The organism is uncultured Enterovirga sp. (assembly GCF_964242715.1).
Taxonomy (GTDB): Bacteria; Pseudomonadota; Alphaproteobacteria; order Rhizobiales; family Beijerinckiaceae; genus Enterovirga.
Window position 1 is genome coordinate 13,223 of the sequence record NZ_CAXTAZ010000027.1, and the last position, 17,878, is coordinate 31,100.

Sequence of the window (17,878 nt, forward strand, 5' to 3'; positions counted from 1 at the left end):
AGACGTCACGCCGCGTTGTCGGTCAGATCGGGATGCCGCAGCGGTGAGGACGTGCTGGTCGCGCCCGAGTGGTCGTGTCGGTGCCCGAAGCGCATGACCGTGGCGACCCTGCCGGCTCGCCACGGTCAGCGGCTACGAGGATAGCGCGGGATCAGCGAGGATCGGCGTCGTCGACATAGTCTTTGACGCTGATCTTGATCATGTAGTGATCCGATAGAAATTTATCGTGCGCCGTCAGGTCCGAGGAGCGTAGTACGTATTGTCGCGTATACTTGAACTCGTCGCGGCCCTTGGCAATGAAGGCGCGGTCGAAGGGCGCCTCCTTGTACTGCAGGCTCCAATAGGTTGCGCTGTCGTTGTTGTTGAGGTCGATGAAGCCGTGATCGATGAAGGTGTCGATCGCCGGCTCGGTATTCGACAGGATATTCGTATCGCCAATCAGGATGAGGGATGGGTCGAATCGCCCATCCATGCCCTTCAGCGCAGCGCAGAGCGTGACCGCTTCCTTGGCGCGGACGCGCCGATTCTCCGTGACGCCGCCGTAATTGGATTTCATGTGTAGGGGCACGAGGCTGAACCGGCGGCGTTCATTCTCCTGCTGCCATTCGCCATTGGCATCACGACGCCAGACCTTGTGCTCGGAGGTGAAGCTCAGGAGGTGGGGCTTACGGTCCCAGAGGTTATCGTCGCCATCCTTGTGGGACACGGGGAGAGGCATCGACGCATCGAGCGTGACGCGCTTCGTATTCCACATCACGGCGCAGAGCTGCGACTTGTCCCCTGCCTGACGGTTCTCGAGGATCTCGTATTGCCATGCATCGTCAAGATGCTCCTCGAGCAGATGGCAGACGATATCGAGGTCGGAGTTGCGGCGTGCTCCTCGCGCATGGCTCGGTATGACGGGTTGGTTGTCCGTCATCCGCACCTCTTCGTCCGACTCCGTGACGTAGATCTCTTGCAAGGCGATAACATGAATTCCAGACATTTCGATGTGATCAGCGAGCGCGTAGGCGCTTTGCTTGCGTTGCGCGCGGGGCTGCCCGCTCAGATGCTCGATATTCCAGCTGGCGATCTGCAGAAATCCCATGGTTCTCCCTCCGTCCAGATCTAGGCCGATCAAGGCGGCCTTGTCATGACGCAGTGAGGCTGCGCCTGCCCTCGTGCACTATCGTAAGTCTGTGACACATGTGTATTGATGTCCACGTCGCCCGAAGGACGGGCGCGTTTGCTTGGCAGCTCCAAGTTCCGGGGTGGTCCGTCCGTTTCGTAGACGTAGTCCAGGGCCGTCGACGTCATTCCCGGGCTCGCAGAGCGAGAACCCGGACCCACCGGCTGCACCACTATGGACCGCTATGGACCGCTTCAGGTCTGGCGCGCTTTCGTGGGTCCCGGGTCCGCTTTGCGCGGCCCCGGAATGACGGACGTCAGCGCCGGAGCGGGATCCCGCTCTCCGGCACGTCCCAATACAGGCCCGTCATCACGACCAGCGCCTCCCGGGCGAGGTCGGCGGTCCAATGCTCGTTCGGGGCGTGCTGGGAGCAGCCGTTGAAGGAATGCGGCACCCAGATCGTGGGCAGGGCGAGGATCTCGGAAAAGGCGTCGTTCGGGAGCGAACCGCCTAAATTCGGGAGGAGCGCCGGCTCCTTGCCGCTCGAGCGCCGCATCGAATCGAGCGCCCAGCCGACCCAGGGGTTGTCGGGGTCGAGGCGGGTCGCCGGAAACACCTCCTCGCGGGCGGGCTCGACCTCGACGAAGCCGAAGCCGTGCCGGTCGAGGTGGCGGCGGAGCGCCGGGACGATGTCGTCCATCTCGACGCCGACGACGTAGCGGAGCTGGCAGCGGGCCCAGGCCCGCGGCGGCACGGCGTTGACGGGACCGCGCGGCTGGCCGCTCTCCATCGCCAGGATCTCGAAGGAGGACCAGCCGAACACCTTCTCTGGCCCGGAGAGGCCGGGCTCGCCCCAATCCGGATCGATGGCGGGCGCGCCCTCGCCCATGTCGAGTTCGAGCCCGGCCAGGGCCTGGCGCACCTTGTCCGGCAGGCCGCCCTTCGGTCGCCATTCCGGGATCAGGATCTCGCCGGTCGGGCCCGTGATGGTCGAGAGCGCATGGACGAGCTGGATTGCCGGGCTCGACAGGAGCCCGCCCCAATTGCCCGAATGGTGGCCGCCCGCGCGCGCGTCGATCGTGATGTCGATCGAGGCGCCGCCGCGGGTGCCGAGATAGATCGTCGGCCGGCGCGTGTCGGGCCGCGGCCCGTCCGAGCCGATGAGGACGTCGGAGCGGAACAGGTCCCGGTGCGCGGAGCAGACCTCGCGCAGGCCCGGCGAGCCCGTCTCCTCGCCCATCTCGATCAGCCACTTGGCGTTGAAGCCGAGCCTGCCACGGGTGGCGATGACGGAGGCCTGGGCGGCTAGATTGGCCGAATGCTGGCCCTTGTTGTCGACGACGCCGCGCCCGTACCAGAGGTCGCCGCGCTCGGTCAGGGTCCAGGGCGAGAGGCCCGGCAGCCATTGCTCGTCCTGGCCCCGGATGACGTCGCCATGGCCGTAGCCGAGGACGGTCGGCAGCGCCGGATCCTCCATTCGCTCCGCGAACAGGAAGGGTCCCTTCGCCCGCGATTCCTCGATGATCCGGGTCGCAAAACCGAGCCGCTCGAAGGACGGGATCATCTCGTCGGTGAGATAGCGGCGGAGATCGGCGGCCCGGTCCGGATTCTGGCTCTCGGTCGGGATCGCGACGCGGCGGGCGACGTCGGCCTTGAAGGCGCCCGACTCGAAATGGTCGAGCACATGGGCGATCGCGGCTTCGCGGGTCATGGTGCGCCTCTCGCGTCGGGCGAGATCGCGTCCCGGAGGCCGTCGCCCAACAGGTTGATGGCCAGGATCAGGATCGCGAGGCACGCGCCCGGGATCGCGATCAGCCAGAAGGAAAAGAACATGTACGGCTTCGCCTCCGCGATCATCAGCCCCCAGGAGGGCAGGGGCGGCTGCACGCCGAGGCCGAGGAAGGAGAGCGCCGCCTCGAGCAGGATCGCGCTCGCGGCCTCGAGGGTCGCGGTCACGATCAGGAAGGGCATCACGTTCGGCAGGATCTCGCGCAGGATGATGCGGGGCGTCGAGGCGCCGGCGGCCCGGGCCGATTGCACGAAGTCGAGGTTGCGGACGGTCTGGGTCGCGCTCCGCATCACGACGACGAAACGGTCCCATTTCAGGAGGCCGAGGACCAGGATGACGAGCGGCAGCGAGCCGCCGATGACCGCAACCGAGGCGAGCGCGACGAGGATCACGGGCAGCGCCAGCCGCACCGTGATCAGGAAGGTGACGGCGAGGTCGACTCGGCCGCCGAAATAGCCGGCGGCGACGCCCAACACCGTGCCGATCAGCCCGGACAGGGCCGCGACCGAGAAGCCGATCAGGAGAGAGATGCGGGCGCCGTAGATGGTTCGGGACAGGTAGTCGCGCCCGAGCGCATCGGTGCCGAGCGGGTGCGCCCAGTCGCCTCGCGCGTACCAGACGGGCGGGACCGTCCGGCGGGCCAAGTTCTGGATATAGGGGTCGTGCGGCGCGAAGAGAGGCGCCAGCACGGCGACGACGAGGATCAAGAGAAGCACGCCCCCGCCGAAGACGAGGCTTCGGTGCCGGAGCCAGGACCGCGGTCCGGACGACGGCCGTCCCGGCGCGATCAGGACCGGCGGCGCGCCTTCGGTGACGATGGCGCTCACATCGAGGCCCTCAGCCGCGGATCGAGCCAGGCGTTCAGAATGTCGGCCAAGAGTGTCAGGAGCACGTAGAGGACCGAAAGGAGAAGAACGACGACCTGCATCACCGGCAGGTCCTTATGGGTGATGGATTCATAGGCAAGGTAGCCGAGCCCATCGAGCGCGAACACGGTCTCGATCACGACCGAGCCGCCGAGCAGGTAGCCGAGCTGCACGACGGCGAGCGCGACCACCGGAACGAGGGCGTTGCGGAGCGCGTGCCGGATGACGACCGCCGAGCGCAACAGGCCCTTGGCATGCGCCGTTCGGATGTAATCGGAGGCGAGCGTCTCGATCATGCCGGCGCGGATCACCCGCATGAAGGCCGGCGTCACGTAATAGCCGAGCGCGATCGTCGGCATCACGTAATGCAGCCAGGTGCCCGAGCCGGAGACCGGAAGCCAGCGCAGCGTGATCGAGAACAGCATGATGAGGAGAAGCGCGAAGAAGAAGTTCGGAAGCGCCTGCCCGGCGACCGCGACGGAGAGCGCGACCCGGTCGATCCAGCTGTTCGGCCGCAGCGCGGCCAGCACGCCGAGCGGCACGGAGATGACGAGCGCGAAGACGAGCGAGAGCGCTCCGAGGATCAGCGTCACGGGCAGCTTGTCGGCGACGAGCGCCGCGACATCCGTCCGGAAGTAATACGAGGTGCCGAAGTCGCCACGAAGCAGGCCGAAGAGCCAGGCGCCGTACTGGACGATCATCGGGCGATCGAGGCCGTAGCTCTCGCGCACGGCCCGGATGTCCTCTTCCCGTGCGCCCTCGCCGGCAATCGCGGTCGCGACATCTCCGGTGAGCCGCACGAGCGCGAAGGACAGGATCGAGACCGCGAGGCCGACGAGCAGCGCGAGAGCCAGCCGTTTCAGGATGAAGGTCGTCATGCCTCCTGTCCTCGCGCCGCTCTGTTCTCCGTCGATTGTTCACGATTGCGTGGACGGTCCGAAGCTGAACTCACGCGGGACGGCCCGGAACGAGAGAGCGCCGACGAGGCTTTCCGGTGAATTCGAACCCGGGAGTTTTCATGATGGATCGTCGCAACTTTACTTTGGCTCTCCTCGCTGCGACGGCGCCGATGGCGCTGACCCGCACGGCGGTCGCCCAGACCGCGCCCGGGGCCATTCCGGCCATGCAATATCTCGCCATGGCCTCGAAGGGCAGTTCGTTCCTCTACTCCACGGCGCGCGATGCCTACGACAAATCGCAGAACCCGATGGTCCGTCGCTTCGCCCTCGCGGAGGTCAACGAGCAGGCGACCCTGACGGCCAAGCTCAACGGCGCGACCGGCGGCGCTGCCGGAGGCTCGGCGCCCGGAGGCGTGGTCGGGGGTCTCGTGGCAGCCCCTCTCGCGGTGGCGGGCGGGGTGCTCGGTGCGGTGGAATCCATTCTGGGCGTCCCGATGACATCCGACGCGCAGAAGGCCGATATGGTCGCCCGCATCCAGTCCATGCCGGGCGGTCCCGGCTACGATCTGGCCTTCGTCAACGCCCAGATCCTCGGCCACAACGAAGCTTACGGGATCCACGGCAGCTATGCGCAGAGCGGGGACGACCCGGTGCTGCGTCGGGTTGCGCGGAACGCGATCCCCTTGATCAAGCTGCACCTGTCCCAATTGGCCCGCATGCAGGCCCAGATGGGCGGTGCCCAAGGCTAAGATGAAAGAGGAGGGCCGGCAGCCGCGCCGGCCCTCACGCCTACGCCGACCTGGAACGCACGACGAGAGCGCCCCGTCCGGGGGGATCACTTCCAGCTCATCTCCCAGAAACGCGGGCATTCGTCCGGATAGGCCTTGAAGGTCAGGGCGGCCGGCGCGACGTAATACGTAGGCACCGTGTAGAGCGGCACCGTGTAGGCCCGCTCCGAGATCAAGGCATAGGCCTTCCGGTAGGCTGACTTGCGGTCGTCGGGCTTCACGGAAGTGTCTCCGGTCTTCAGAAACGACTGGATCTCGGGATCGCGACTGACGTCGTCTGCGCTGCCTGCACCGAAGTAGACGGGCGTCGAAGCCGACACGTCGTTGACGGAATTCGACCCCCAGGTCTGGAACGCGAAGCCGACCTTGCCGCCCCGCATCTGATCCCGCATGGCCGCATATTGCAGGAAGCGGAGATTGGCCTTGATCCCGATCGCGGCGAGGTCGTTGATGATCGCCTCGGATTGCTGACGTTCGCGGTAGGCGTAGAAGTCGAACGAGAGACCATTTCCGAATCCGGCCTCCTTCAAGAGAGCCTTGGCCTTGGCGGGGTCGTACGGATAGGCCGTGGCCCCTTCGGCCGTGCAGCCGAACTGGGTGAAGAAGCAGGGCGTGACGAGCGGCCGCGAGCCTCCGCCCACGATCTCCTTCACCAGCGCGTCCTTGTTGATCGCGTGGTTGATGGCCTGCCGAACTCTCACGTCCTTGAAGGCGGCCGTGGGGGTCTCTGGAAGGGCGTTGAAATGCAGGAAGGCGATCCGCATGGTCTCGCCGGAGACCGCCTGATAGCCCGGCACGGCTCCGATCTGGTCGGCCTGGTCCTTCGGCACGTTCATGATGAAATCGAGGCCGCCGGCCATGATCTCGGCCATCTGCGTTTGCCGGTCCGGGATGAACCGGATCTCGACCTTGCCGACCTTCGCGAGCGGCTTCGGCGAGTCCTTGAAATAGTCCGGGTTGCGCTCGAGCGTCAGCGACTTTCCGATCACGTGGCTCGACACCCGGAACGGGCCGGACCCGACCGGCTTCTCGTTCATCCCTTTCGGGCCGACCTTCTCGTAATACTTGGCCGGATGGATCACGAGAGGTCCGGACAGGTAGTCGATCGCGCCTGGAAACGGTGTTTTCGTCGTCAGCCTGACCTTGTAGGGATCGAGCGCCTCGACCTTGTCGATCCAGTTGACGTTGGCCTGCGTCGTCGCCCTCGATTCCGGCTTGGACACGTAGGTGAAGGTGTAGACCACGTCCTCTGCCGTGAAATCGCTACCGTCGTGGAACTTGACGCCCTTGCGGAGGTCGAATTCCAACGTGGTGTCGTTGACGATGGTCCATTTCGTCGCGAGCTGTCCCTTGTATTCGCCGGTGGTCGGGTCGCGATAGATCAGCGTATCCCAGACGTGCTGGCTGATGATCACGCCCGCCCGAAGATTGTTGAAATACGGGTCCACGTTCTCCGGGACCTGGTCGTAGGCGAAGCGGATCGAGTTCGAGGCCTTGTCGGCCATCGCGGGCGATGCCGCGACAGCGAGCGAAAGGAGGAGGGCACCGAGCGTGCGTCGCATATCGTCCTGCCGAGTTGAGGAGCCGGAGTGTCGTGTTCCGGACGGGCCGCCGTCAAGCGGCACTGGAGTCCGTCACGGCAGCAAGGCTCGTGCCGGCCTCACGCCTGGGCCGGGCCGACATGGTCGGCCATCGTCGCGCCCCGGACGCCGAGCGGCTGTTCCGGCCCGGTGGTCGTGTCGCGCGCGGTCTGGTGCTCCATCTCGGCGTTGAGTTCGGCGCCGACCAGCACGATCACGACCGAGATCCAGATCCAGACCATGAAGCCGATCCCGGCGCCGAGCGAGCCGTAGACCTTGTTGTAGCTGTCGAAGCTCGACACGTACCAAGAGAAGGCCATCGAGGCCGCGATCCAGAGGATCGAAGAAGCCACGCTGCCGAGCGAAACCCAGCCCCAACGGGCATTCGCCCGGCTCGGACCGTAGCGGTACACGGCCGCAAGGCCGAACATCACCACGATGAGGAGCAAAGGCCAGCGCGCGATCGACAGGATCGTCTCGCCCGAGATCGACACTCCGACGACCCGGAGAGCGATCGGCAGAACCACGACGGCCGTGATCGCGAGCAGCACGAAGAACACCGCCCCGAGCGTGAACAGGAAGGTGGTCGCGTAGAAGGCGAAGAGCGAGCGCTTCTCTTTCTCGCCATAGACGACGTTCAGCGCGTCGAAGAGCGCGCCCATGCCGGAATTCGCGCTCCAGAGCGCCGTGGCGAACCCGGCCAGGAAGGCGAAGGACAGCGTCTTCGTCTCTTTCGAGACAATCACGCCGATCTGGTCGCGGATGAGCACCAGCGCGCCTTCGGGCAGAATTCCGGCGAGAAGGGCCAGATGGTCGCCGATCGTACGGACGTCGGTCACGAGCCCATAAAGCGAGACCACGACGGCGATGGCGGGAAAGATGGCGAGGAGGGCGAAGAAGGCGACGCTGCCGGCGGTCGCCAGGATGCGATCCTGCGGGATCGACAGCACCACGCGCCACGCGATGTCCATCCAGCCCCGCATCGGGATCTCGGGCGGCTCGCTGGCCTCGCGGCCCCGCCCCGGCTCCGTCGCCCTTGCGAGATCGCCACTGCTGGGTTCGGCTTCGTCCCGCCGATCGACCTCCGCACGCCAGTCGCGCGCCTCGGCCATCCCCTTCTCAGCCATCCTGATGCCATGGTTCGCGACCACACGCTGCGCGGGTCGTTTGCGAGAAATTAGCCGATCCGGCGTCCTCTATGTGTTGTCAATCAGACATACCGCCCGGAGATCGTCCGGCCGGAATGGCCGCCGAAGGGCCGGCAGGTTAACCTCGACGCATTCAGGGATGAAGGACTTCTTGGGACGCGGCGCGGCGACGGCCAGAAGGCAGTACGGCCCGCCTGGAGGGTGAATGAGTTCAGTGTGTCGGGACCGGGCCAGGAGTTGGGCCTTGGTTCTCCTTGTCCTGACGAGTCTGACCGCCGCGTGCGGCGGGCCTGCGATGGCGTTCGACTTTTTCGGATTGTTCGGCGGCGACGAGGCGCCCGAGCCGAGCGCCACCGCTTTGCCCTACGACCTGACCTTTCAGGTGACCGGGGACGACAGCGTCGAGGATTCCCTCCAGCAGGTCTCGAATCTCTACAAGCTGCGGCGGGATGCGCCGCCGGACGGCGCGAGCCTCGTGCAGCGGGCGCAGGCGGATTTCGCGCCCCTGATCGATTCCCTCTGGAGCACCGGCTATTACAATGCCCGCCTGGTGATCTCGGTCGCGGGCCAGCCGCTCGAGATCGGGCTCGACCGTGAGGGTGCGGCGGCGCGGGCGGCGGGCGCGCTGCGCGGCCGCGCCCGCATTCCCGTCACGGTGACGGCGGAGACCGGCCCGCTCTTCCGGCTCCGGGACGTGCAGGTCCTCGACGCGGCGACGCGGCTCCCCGTCCCGCCCGATCTGCTGCCACCCCGGATCGTGAAGCTCGGGCCGGGCGATCCCGCCCGCACCGCCGATATTCGGGCCGCCATCGCCCGGATCAGCGACTGGTTTCGCCAGCAATCCTACCCGTTCGTGAAGGTGCCGGCTCCCGCGCCGGTCGTGGACCATGCCGCCCTGACCATGGACGTGGCCTTCCTGGTCGATACAGGACCGAAGGCCGGCATCGGCGAAGTCTCGATCAAGGGCCCGCAGACCTTCCCGCAATCCGTGGTCCGATCCTTCATCTACCTCGACTATGGCGAGCCTTACTCGCCAAAACGCCTCGACGATACGAGGAAGGCCGTCGCCACGATCCCGGCGGTCGGATCGGTGCGGGTCCGCGAGGGCGACCGCCTCGACCGCGCCGGCAACCTGCCGATCTTCGTCGACGTCACGGACAGGGCCCCGAATCTCGTCGGGTTCTCGGCAGCCTACTCGACCGTGGACGGGCCGACGGGACGGCTCTTCTATGAGCACCGCAACCTCTTCGGGGAGGCGGAGCGCCTGCGGCTCGAAGGCGCCGCGTTCCTCGCGCCCAGGAACAACGGCACCCGGATCAAGGATCCGGGCGACCTCAAGCCCTCCGATATCGGTGCCCGCTTCACCGCGAGCTTCCTGAAGCCGGCGCTCCTCGGAAGCCGCTTCGACTATACGTTCGACGGCATCGTCGAGCGGAACCGTGTCGGCAGCCCGCGCTTCGGCGGCTACACCTATCGGCTCGGCGGAGCCACGACCGGGTTCCGCTACCGCATCGACGAGACGCTCTCGGCCAATTTCGGCGTCAAATACGAGCGCGGGCAGACCTCGGACGTCATCTCGAATGTCGATTACCAGCTCGTCGGCATCCCGCTCGGCGTGAAGTTCGACAACACCGACAAGCTGCTCGATCCTTCCACCGGCTTCCGGATCAACGCCACGATCACGCCCTATCCGACCGCGCTCGGCTCCTCGGTCGGGCTCACCCGGGCGACGGCGGACGCCTCGACCTATTACGCCCTGGACGAGGACGCGAACTACATTCTGGCCGGCCGCGTGGGCCTGGGCAGCCTGCTCGACGCGCCGAGCGATCTGCGGGAGATCCCGTCGAACTATCGCTTCTACACCGGCGGCGGCGGCTCCGTCCGGGGCTATCGCTACCAGACGATCGCTCCGCAGGGCCCGTTCGGCTTCGTGGTCGGCGGGCGCTCGCTCTTCGAAGGGAGCCTGGAGGTGCGGATCAAGGTGACGGACACGATCGGTGTCGTGCCCTTCTTCGATGCCGGCGGCGCCTTCGCGTCCACCGTCCCGAAGCTCGGCCTCAAGGATGCCGTCCAGATGTCGGCCGGGCTCGGGCTGCGCTACTACACAGGCATCGGCCCGTTGCGGCTCGACGTCGCGTTTCCGCTCAATCCGCGGCCCGGCGACCAGCCCGTCGTCCTCTACGTCTCGATCGGGCAATCCTTCTGATGACCCTTCGACGAACCCTTGCCGGCCTCCTGCTCGCGGCCGGGATCGCGACGGCTTCCGCCGGCGCGCTGGCGCAATTCGGCTTCGGCAGCAGCTCCGGTGACAGCGACAAGGGCGTGCTCGCGGGCCTGATCTCGCGCGCGCTCTCCACCCCGGCGACCCGGGTCTCGATCGGCGATGTCGAGGGTGCCTTGTCTTCGGATGCCACGGTTCGGAATATCGAGATCTCCGACCGCGACGGCGTCTGGCTGCGGCTCGACCGTGCCCGCATCGTCTGGCGGCGGCTCGCGCTCCTGCAGCGCCGGCTCGAGATCGACCGGCTCGAGGTCGGAATTCTCGACATCCGCCGTCGTCCGATCCCGGCGGAGGGCCAGGTGGCGGGCGAGGACCAGCCGATCCTGCCGGAACTGCCCGTCAAGGTGGAGATCAAGGCCTTCAACCTCGCCGAACTGCAGGTTGGGGAACCGCTTCTCGGCACCGAGGCCCGCGTCACGGCGACCGGCGCGGCGAGGCTCAGCAACAACCTGCAGGAGGGGCTCGACCTCACCTTCGACGCGCGCCGCCTCGACCAGCCCGGCACGCTCGCCGCGCGGCTCGGACTCGTGCCGCAGGGCCAGCGGTTGACGCTGATGCTGAAGGTGGACGAGCCGGCCGGCGGCATCCTGGCCCGTGCCGCCAGTCTCCCGGGCCAGCCTCCCGTCAAGTTCAACCTCGACGGCGAGGGCACGCTCGACGCCTTCGCGGCCCGGCTCGCGCTCGACGCCGGTGACGGCCTCGGCGCCAACGGGTCGGCCAACCTCTCCCGTCAGGGCGCGGTCCGACGGCTCGCGCTCGATCTCCAGGCCAAGGTGGAAGGTCTGCTTCCCGAGGCTGCCGCCCCCGTCTTCGCGGGCACGACCCGGCTTACCGGCAATGCCGGCTTCGCCGATGACGGCACGATCACGCTCACGGGCATCAATCTCGCGGCAGCGGCGGCGCGGCTCGACATCGCCGGCACGATCAGCCGCGACGGGATCGCCGACCTGACGATCGCGGCCGCGAATGTCCCGACCACGGAGGGCCGGACCGTCACGGGCCCGACCGAGATCCGCCGGCTCGCCTTCCAGGGCCGCGTCACCGGCCCTGTGACGGCACCGAATGTCGACGCGACGTTGGCGCTCGAAGATGCCCGGACGCCGGCGGGCCGGCTCGCCCGGCTCGATGCGACCTTCCGGGCCGCGACGGCCGGCGTGGCGCCGAGCGGCGCGACCCAGCTCGCGATCACGGGCGACGCCCGGGCGAGTGGGCTTGCGCCCTTCGACCCGGCTCTCGCACGCGCCATCGGGGAGACCGTCGCTTTCACGTTGCGAGGGATGGCCACGACCAAGGCCGTACTCGATGTGGAGACCCTGAACGTCACGACACCGACCCTGACGGCGCGTTATGCGGGCCGCCTCGGCTCCGACGAGGTTCGCGGCCGGCTCGGTTTCGAGGCCGCCACCCTGCGGCCGTTCAGCGGAATCGCAGGCCTCGCGCTCGCCGGGCAGGCCAATGTCTCGGCCGAGATCGAGGGCACGCCGCGCGCGAACCGGGTGAACGCGACGGTGGACGGGCGCATCGCCGGCTTCGCGACCGGGCTCGGTGCGGTCGACGGCCTCTTCGGCGGCCGGCTCGGCCTGACTGGAACGGTTCGGGTCGAGCCCACCGGCGGCTACGGTTTCGAGACGCTCCGGCTCGCGGGCGAGCATGCGAGCGCCGAGGTGAATGGCCGGGTCGCGCAGGACAGCGCCGGCCTTCGCGTCTCGGCGATCCTCCCGGATCTCGGCCGAGCGGACGAGCGGCTGACCGGCCGCGCCACGCTCACGGCCGATGTCACCGGCGGGCTGCAGCGGCCGAATGTCGTCGCCGAACTCGCCCTCCTCGAGGCCACCGCGCTCGGCCGCGCCGTCCCGCGGCTCGCGCTCGGCGTCGACGTCAAGGACGCGACCGGCGCCCTCGACGGCACGATCCGGCTCGACGGCATCGTCGACGGCAAGCCGGCCCGCGGCGGCTTCCGGATCGCGCGGCCCGAGGCCGGCGGCTACCGGCTCGACGCCCTCGACCTCGCCATCGGCTCCGTCGCGCTGCGTGGCGGGCTTTCGCTTGACGCCCGCAACCTCGCCTTTGGCCGGGTCACGCTGGATGCCGGCGACCTGAACGACCTCACGCCTCTCCTGCTCACGCCGGCCTCCGGCTCGCTCGCCGCCGACGTCGCGCTCGATTCGACGGGCGCTCGACAGAATGCCCGCATCCAGGCCCGCGGCGGTCCCGCCTCGGCCTATGGCGCGAGCCTGCAGCGGCTCGATGCCGATCTCTCGCTCACGGACCTCTACGGGCGCGTCGCGCTCGCCGGCCGGGCCGCGATCGACGAGGTCGTCGCGGCAGGCGAGACGATCTCCCGCGTCCGGCTTGACGCGACCGGGAGGCCGGATGAGAGCGACATCTCCCTCACGGCCGTCGCGCGCGGCTTCGACCTCGACGCCAAGGCCCGGGTCGTACCGGGCGACCGCACCCGCATCGAGCTCTCGAAGCTCGACGCCCGGCGCGGCGACCAGCGCATCGGCCTCGCCGAACCCTCGACCCTGACCGTCGTCGGAGGCGGGGTCGAGATCGGCAACCTCGCGGTCGCGCTCGGCCAAGGGCGGCTCCTCGTGCGCGGCACGGCCGGCACCAAGCTCGACCTCACGGTCGAGGCCCGCCGCGTTCCCCTGGCTGCCGCGGAACTCGCCAGCCCCGGCCTTGGCCTGGCCGGAACCCTGGACGGCCAGGCCCGGGTGACCGGAACGGCGCTCGCGCCGACCGGCGCGTTCCGCTTCACGGCGGCCGGCATCACGGCCCCGCAGACCAGGGCGGCCGCTCTTCCGGCGATCGAGGCGCTTCTTGCCGGCCAACTCGCGGGCGGCCGCGTCTTGCTGGAAGGCAGCCGCGTCTCGGTGGGCCGCTCCGCCGATCTCAGAATCGACGGCTCCGCGCCGCTCGCGGCCACCGGCCTGCTCGATCTCGCCGTGAAAGGGCAGGTCGACGCGGCCGCCGCGAACGGGTTCTTCGGTGGCTCGACCGTCCGGCTCGCCGGCGCGGTCGATCTTGACGCCAAGGTCGGCGGCACGCTCGCCGCCCCGGAGGTCGCGCTGAACGCGCAGGCCGCCCGGTTCGCGACCGGGCTCGCCGCCGCCGACGGCCTGCTCGGCGCCCGCCCCACATTGATCGGGCGCGTGAGCATCCCGCCAGCCGGCGGCTACCGCTTCGACGACCTACGCCTGACCGGCGCGGCCGCGACGGCCCGTGTGGACGGCGCGGTCACGGCCGATCAGGCCAACCTCGTCGCGACCGTCGCCGCGCCAGACCTCGCCCGCGCCGATTCACGGCTGACCGGCGCGGCCGAAGCGACCGCCCGGATCACCGGCACGCTCGCCCGGCCCGATGCCGACCTCCGCATCTCGGTCACGAATGCGACGGCGCTCGGCCGCCCCGTTCCGCGGCTCGTGCTCGAGGCCGTGGCCCGCGATCTCCTGGGGCAGGTCGACGCCCGCGTCACCCTCGACGGCGAGATCGACCGGCGACCGGCTCGCGGCACCCTGCACGCGGCGCGACGCCCGGACGGCTCGGCCCTGCTCGAAGGCCTGGACGTCACGATCGGCTCGGTCCGGGCGCAGGGCGGCGTGACGCTGGATGCCGCGAACATCGCCCGCGGCCGCCTCACGGTGAACGCACCGAATCTCGACGATCTCTCGCCGCTCCTCCTCACCAAGGTCGTCGGTACGCTCGACGCGGACGTCACGCTCGGAGGCGAGGGCGGTGGCCAGGATGCCCGGGTCAAGGCGAACGCGACCAGGGTCAGCGTCTACGGAACTTCCGTCGAGAAGGCGGAGGCCGACCTGACGCTGACCGACATCTATCGCCGCCCGATCGTCTCCGGACAGGCGCGGGTCGACGAGGCGACCGTCGCGGGCGAGCAGATCTCGCGCGTGCGGCTCGATGCCCGCGGCACGCCGCAAAGCTCCGACGTGACGCTGAAGGCCGCGGCCCGGGGCTTCGACCTCGATGCCGCCGCCCGCATCGTCCCGGGCGACCGTACCCGGATCGAGATCAGCCGGCTCGCCGCGACCCGCGACCGGCAGCGTTTCGCGCTGGCCAATCCGGCCACGGTCACGATCGTGCCGGGCGGGGCCGATCTCCGGGACGTCGCGCTCGCGCTCGGCACAGGGCGCGTGACGCTAAACGGAATCGTCGGCTCCCGGCTCGACCTCCGGGCGGAAGCCCGCGACGTGCCGCTCTCCGCGGCCGACGCTTTCGCGCCGGGCCTCGGCCTCGCCGGCACTTTCGAGGGGACCGCCCAGATCGCCGGGACAACCTCGGCGCCGACGGGCGAATACCGGGCCAAGATCGACGGCCTGACCGCCCCGCAGACACGCAGCCTCGGCCTGCCCCGCATCGACGTGACGGCCTCGGGACGCCTCGCCTCCGGCCGCGCCACCCTGGACGCGCTTGTCGCGGCCGGCCGCGCCGGCTCGCTCCGGATCGGCGGCTCGCTCCCGGCCGGCGGCGCCGGCGCTCTCGACCTCACGATCCGGGGCAACATCGATGCCGGCAGCGCAACGACCGGGCTCCTGGCCTCGGGCGGGCGCCGCTTCACCGGGCGGGTGGATGTCGACGCGCGCGTCGGCGGCACGCTGTCGGCGCCGGAGGCGAGCGGGTCGGCCAATCTCGCCGGCGGCACCTTCTCGGACGCGGGCCAGGGCATCCAGTTCACGAATATCGGGGCCCGGATCGTGGCCCGGGGCCAGGAGGTCACGATCGAGGGCGGCCGCGCCTCGACCCGGAATGGCGGCTCCCTCACGGCGTCGGGCCGCGTCCGGCTCGACCCCGGCGCGGGCTTCCCGGGCGAGATCCGGATCGCCGGCCAGAATGCCGAACTCGTCCGAAGCGGAATCGTGACCGCGGTCGCCAATCTCAATCTCGGCATTTCGGGCGCACTCGCTCGCAATCCCCGGGTCGCGGGTCGGGTCGACCTCGTCTCGGCCGACGTTGCCGTGCCGGAAAACCTGTCCGCCACCCAGAAGCCGCTCCCGAATACCCGCCACCGCAACCCCACCCGGACTACGACGGCCCGGCTCGCCGTCGATGCCAAGGCCAAGGGGCAGGGTGGACGCGCCGCTCCGCCCTTCGACGCCATCCTCGACCTCACGCTGAATGCGCCGGGACGGATCGTCGTGCGGGGCCGCGGCCTCAATGCCGAACTCGGCGGCAGGCTCCGGTTGACCGGGACATTGGCGAAACCGGTCCCGAACGGGGCCTTCAACCTCCAGCGCGGGACGTTGCAGATCGTCACGTCGCGCCTGGACTTCAGCCGGGGCCGCCTCACCTTCTCGGGGGACCTCACCCCCGAACTCGACTTCGTCGCCTCCACGAATTCCGGCGGGGCGGCCATCCAGGTGGCCGTGAACGGGCCGGCGAACAACCCGAATTTCGCCTTCACGTCGAGCCCGGACCTGCCGCAGGACGAGGTGCTGTCGCGCCTCCTGTTCAACTCGCCCTCCGGCCAGCTCTCCGCCTTCCAGGCGATCGCGCTGGCCCAGGCGGCCGCGCAATTCTCGGGCGGGGAGGGAGGCGACGCCTTCGAGGGGCTCCGGCGTTCGCTCGGGCTGAGCGGCCTCGATGTCGGGCTTGGCGCCTCCGGGGGGATCGGCGCCGGGCTGCAGCGCGCGTTCGGCGACCGGGTGAGCGTCGGCATCAAGGGCGGAGTCTCCGCGGCCGATACCGGTCTCGGGATCGATGTCCGCATCACCGACGAGATCCGCCTTCAGGCGGATGTCGGAGCGGGCGGGAGTTCGTCCGTCGGGATCGGCGGCCAGTACGAGTGGTGAGGCGACACCGTCTCGCCATCGACCGCGTCCCGGCCTAATCTCCTCGGACATGTTGGGGAGGCGCATGGCCCGCATCGTCGGCTCCGTGGATGATCTCGTGGCGGAGATCCCGGACGGCAGCGTCCTCGCCCTGCCGCCGGATTATTCCGGCTGCGCCATGGCAGCCGTCGCGGCGCTGATCGCGCGCGGCCCTCGCGGTCTGCATCTCGTCGGCGTCCCGAGCCTCGGCCTTCAGGGCGACATGCTGATCGCGGCCGGCGCGGTCGCGATCGTGGAAGCGGCGGCGGTCGGTCTCGGCGAGCGCGGCGGCGCGCCCGCCTTCGAGGCCGCGATCCGCGAGGGCCGGATCGCGATGCGTGACGCCACCTGTCCGGCGATCCATGCCGGGCTGCAGGCTGCGGAGCGCGGGGTGGATTCGATGCCGGTCGCCGGCATCGTCGGGTCGGACCTTGTCCGGCATCGCGCCGGTGACTGGGTGGTCGTGCCGGACCCGTTCACGGGGCACGAGACGGTGCATGTGCGGGCGATCCGGCCCGATGTCGCCCTCTTCCACGCTCCAGTGGCTGACCGCTCCGGCAATGTCTGGATCGGTGTTCGGCGCGAGCTGATGACCATGGCGCATGCGTCGCGAAAAACCCTCGTCACGGTGGAGCGGATCGTCGATCACGACCTCCTGGCCGAGGACACGACGGCGGCCGGGACGATCCCGTCCCTCTATGTTGAGGCCGTCGCGGTCGCTCGGTTCGGCGCGCGCCCGCTCGGTCTTCGAGGCGAATACGAAGCGGACGAGGCCGCGATCACGGCCTATCTCGCTCAGTCGCGCATGAGCCACGCCAGCCGGGCGGCCTGATGACGGCGAGCGATGTCGCGTCGGCTCCGGACCGACGGGCGGCGAGCCGCGCGCGCCAGACCTTCATGATCGCGGCCATCGCGAAGATGCTCGCCGGGATCGGCCATGTCGCGGTCGGCTCGACCTCGCCGATCCCGGCCGCGGCCGCCTTGCTGGCGCGCCGGCGCGATCCCGCCATGCGGGTGTCGCTCCTCGGCTCGGCCCGCCACAACGTCTTCACCGACGGCAACCGCGAGCTGTTCGATTGCGCCGCACAGGGTCGGATCGACGCCTTCTTCCTGTCGGGCGGGCAGATCGATGCGCGAGGTCGCATCAACCTCGTCGGCACGGGCCCCTATCCGCGCACGGAGGCCCGCTTCCCGGGCAGCTTCGGCTCGGCTTTCCTCTATCCTCTCGTCCCCCGCGTGATCCTTTTCCGGGAGGCGCATAGCCCGCGGATCCTGGTCGAGGCGGTCGACTTCGTGAGCGCCGCGCCCGGCTCCGCGGAGCGGGGCGACCGCAACGACGGTCCGCATGCGCTCGTGACCGGCCGGGCGGTGTTCCGCTGGTCCGGCGAATTCGGACGGTTCGCCCTTGCCGGGCTCGCCCCGGGCGAGACGCGCGACACCGTCGCGGCCGCGACCGGCTTCGCCTTCTCCTGCCTCGAGCCGGTGGAAGTCGCGACGATCGACCCAGGGCTGGACACCGACATCGACGAGATCGTCGAGGGGGACCTCACGGACGACTACCCGGCCTTCGTCCGCGCTCGTCTCAGCCGCTAGT

The 17,878-nt window shown here is 69.3% G+C and carries 11 protein-coding genes; 5 read left to right on the plus strand and 6 right to left on the minus strand.

Annotation, left to right across the window (positions count from 1 at the left end):
* Positions 1–151: 151 nt before the first annotated feature.
* The 4 genes from ACFE87_RS14265 to ACFE87_RS14280 all read right to left on the minus strand — a co-directional run bounded on the left by ACFE87_RS14265 (position 152) and on the right by ACFE87_RS14280 (position 4,641).
* Complete coding sequence (locus ACFE87_RS14265; protein ID WP_375460310.1) at positions 152–1,087, minus strand: hypothetical protein; 936 nt, start codon at positions 1,085–1,087, stop codon at positions 152–154.
* A gap of 337 nt (positions 1,088–1,424) precedes the next feature.
* A complete protein-coding gene (locus ACFE87_RS14270) occupies positions 1,425–2,819 on the minus strand; it encodes a M20 family metallopeptidase (RefSeq protein ID WP_375460311.1) in 1,395 nt (464 codons plus the stop codon).
* On the minus strand, positions 2,816–3,715 hold the full coding sequence (locus ACFE87_RS14275) for an ABC transporter permease (protein ID WP_375460345.1): 900 nt from the start codon (positions 3,713–3,715) through the stop codon (positions 2,816–2,818). Before ACFE87_RS14275 ends, ACFE87_RS14270 begins: the two co-directional genes overlap by 4 nt.
* Before the next feature lie 5 nt (positions 3,716–3,720).
* Entirely contained in the window at positions 3,721–4,641 is a 921-nt protein-coding gene (locus tag ACFE87_RS14280) for an ABC transporter permease (RefSeq protein ID WP_375460312.1), read from the minus strand.
* A 143-nt stretch (positions 4,642–4,784) separates the two neighbouring features.
* On the opposite strand from ACFE87_RS14280, the gene ACFE87_RS14285 reads away from it, so the two are divergent.
* Positions 4,785–5,411, plus strand: a complete 627-nt coding sequence (locus ACFE87_RS14285; protein ID WP_375460346.1) for a DUF4142 domain-containing protein — start codon at positions 4,785–4,787, stop codon at positions 5,409–5,411.
* An 86-nt stretch (positions 5,412–5,497) separates the two neighbouring features.
* Here ACFE87_RS14285 and ACFE87_RS14290 read toward each other — a convergent pair whose 3' ends face one another.
* Positions 5,498–7,012 carry an ABC transporter substrate-binding protein gene (locus ACFE87_RS14290; protein WP_375460313.1) on the minus strand — a complete coding sequence of 505 codons (1,515 nt, stop codon included), beginning with the start codon at positions 7,010–7,012 and terminating at the stop codon, positions 5,498–5,500.
* Between the two features lie 98 nt (positions 7,013–7,110).
* A complete protein-coding gene (locus tag ACFE87_RS14295) occupies positions 7,111–8,157 on the minus strand; it encodes a YihY/virulence factor BrkB family protein (protein ID WP_375460314.1) in 1,047 nt (348 codons plus the stop codon).
* Positions 8,158–8,473: 316 nt separating this feature from the next.
* Here ACFE87_RS14295 and ACFE87_RS14300 point away from each other — a divergent pair, with 316 nt between their 5' ends.
* The 4 genes from ACFE87_RS14300 (at position 8,474) to ACFE87_RS14315 (ending at position 17,877) form a co-directional block, all read left to right on the plus strand.
* Positions 8,474–10,384 carry an autotransporter assembly complex family protein gene (locus ACFE87_RS14300; RefSeq protein WP_375460315.1) on the plus strand — a complete coding sequence of 637 codons (1,911 nt, stop codon included), beginning with the start codon at positions 8,474–8,476 and terminating at the stop codon, positions 10,382–10,384.
* Positions 10,384–16,266, plus strand: coding sequence for a translocation/assembly module TamB domain-containing protein (locus tag ACFE87_RS14305; protein ID WP_375460316.1), 5,883 nt, complete (start codon positions 10,384–10,386; stop codon positions 16,264–16,266). The genes ACFE87_RS14300 and ACFE87_RS14305 overlap by 1 nt, the downstream gene beginning before the upstream one ends.
* 64 nt (positions 16,267–16,330) lie before the next feature.
* Positions 16,331–17,116, plus strand: a complete 786-nt coding sequence (locus tag ACFE87_RS14310) for a CoA transferase subunit A (protein ID WP_375460317.1) — start codon at positions 16,331–16,333, stop codon at positions 17,114–17,116.
* Entirely contained in the window at positions 17,116–17,877 is a 762-nt protein-coding gene (locus tag ACFE87_RS14315) for a CoA synthetase (protein WP_375460318.1), read from the plus strand. The genes ACFE87_RS14310 and ACFE87_RS14315 overlap by 1 nt, the downstream gene beginning before the upstream one ends.
* Position 17,878 lies beyond the last annotated feature (1 nt).

What these genes read in the sequence shown, in the direction of transcription:
- ACFE87_RS14265 (WP_375460310.1), bottom strand. Translation starts at nt 1,087, where the DNA reads ATGGGATTTCTGCAGATCGCCAGCTGGAATATCGAGCATCTGAGCGGG.
- ACFE87_RS14270 (WP_375460311.1), bottom strand. Translation starts at nt 2,819, where the DNA reads ATGACCCGCGAAGCCGCGATCGCCCATGTGCTCGACCATTTCGAGTCG.
- ACFE87_RS14280 (WP_375460312.1), bottom strand. Translation starts at nt 4,641, where the DNA reads ATGACGACCTTCATCCTGAAACGGCTGGCTCTCGCGCTGCTCGTCGGC.
- ACFE87_RS14285 (WP_375460346.1), top strand. Translation starts at nt 4,785, where the DNA reads ATGGATCGTCGCAACTTTACTTTGGCTCTCCTCGCTGCGACGGCGCCG.
- ACFE87_RS14290 (WP_375460313.1), bottom strand. Translation starts at nt 7,012, where the DNA reads ATGCGACGCACGCTCGGTGCCCTCCTCCTTTCGCTCGCTGTCGCGGCA.
- ACFE87_RS14295 (WP_375460314.1), bottom strand. Translation starts at nt 8,157, where the DNA reads ATGGCTGAGAAGGGGATGGCCGAGGCGCGCGACTGGCGTGCGGAGGTC.
- ACFE87_RS14300 (WP_375460315.1), top strand. Translation starts at nt 8,474, where the DNA reads ATGGCGTTCGACTTTTTCGGATTGTTCGGCGGCGACGAGGCGCCCGAG.
- ACFE87_RS14305 (WP_375460316.1), top strand. Translation starts at nt 10,384, where the DNA reads ATGACCCTTCGACGAACCCTTGCCGGCCTCCTGCTCGCGGCCGGGATC.
- ACFE87_RS14310 (WP_375460317.1), top strand. Translation starts at nt 16,331, where the DNA reads ATGGCCCGCATCGTCGGCTCCGTGGATGATCTCGTGGCGGAGATCCCG.
- ACFE87_RS14315 (WP_375460318.1), top strand. Translation starts at nt 17,116, where the DNA reads ATGACGGCGAGCGATGTCGCGTCGGCTCCGGACCGACGGGCGGCGAGC.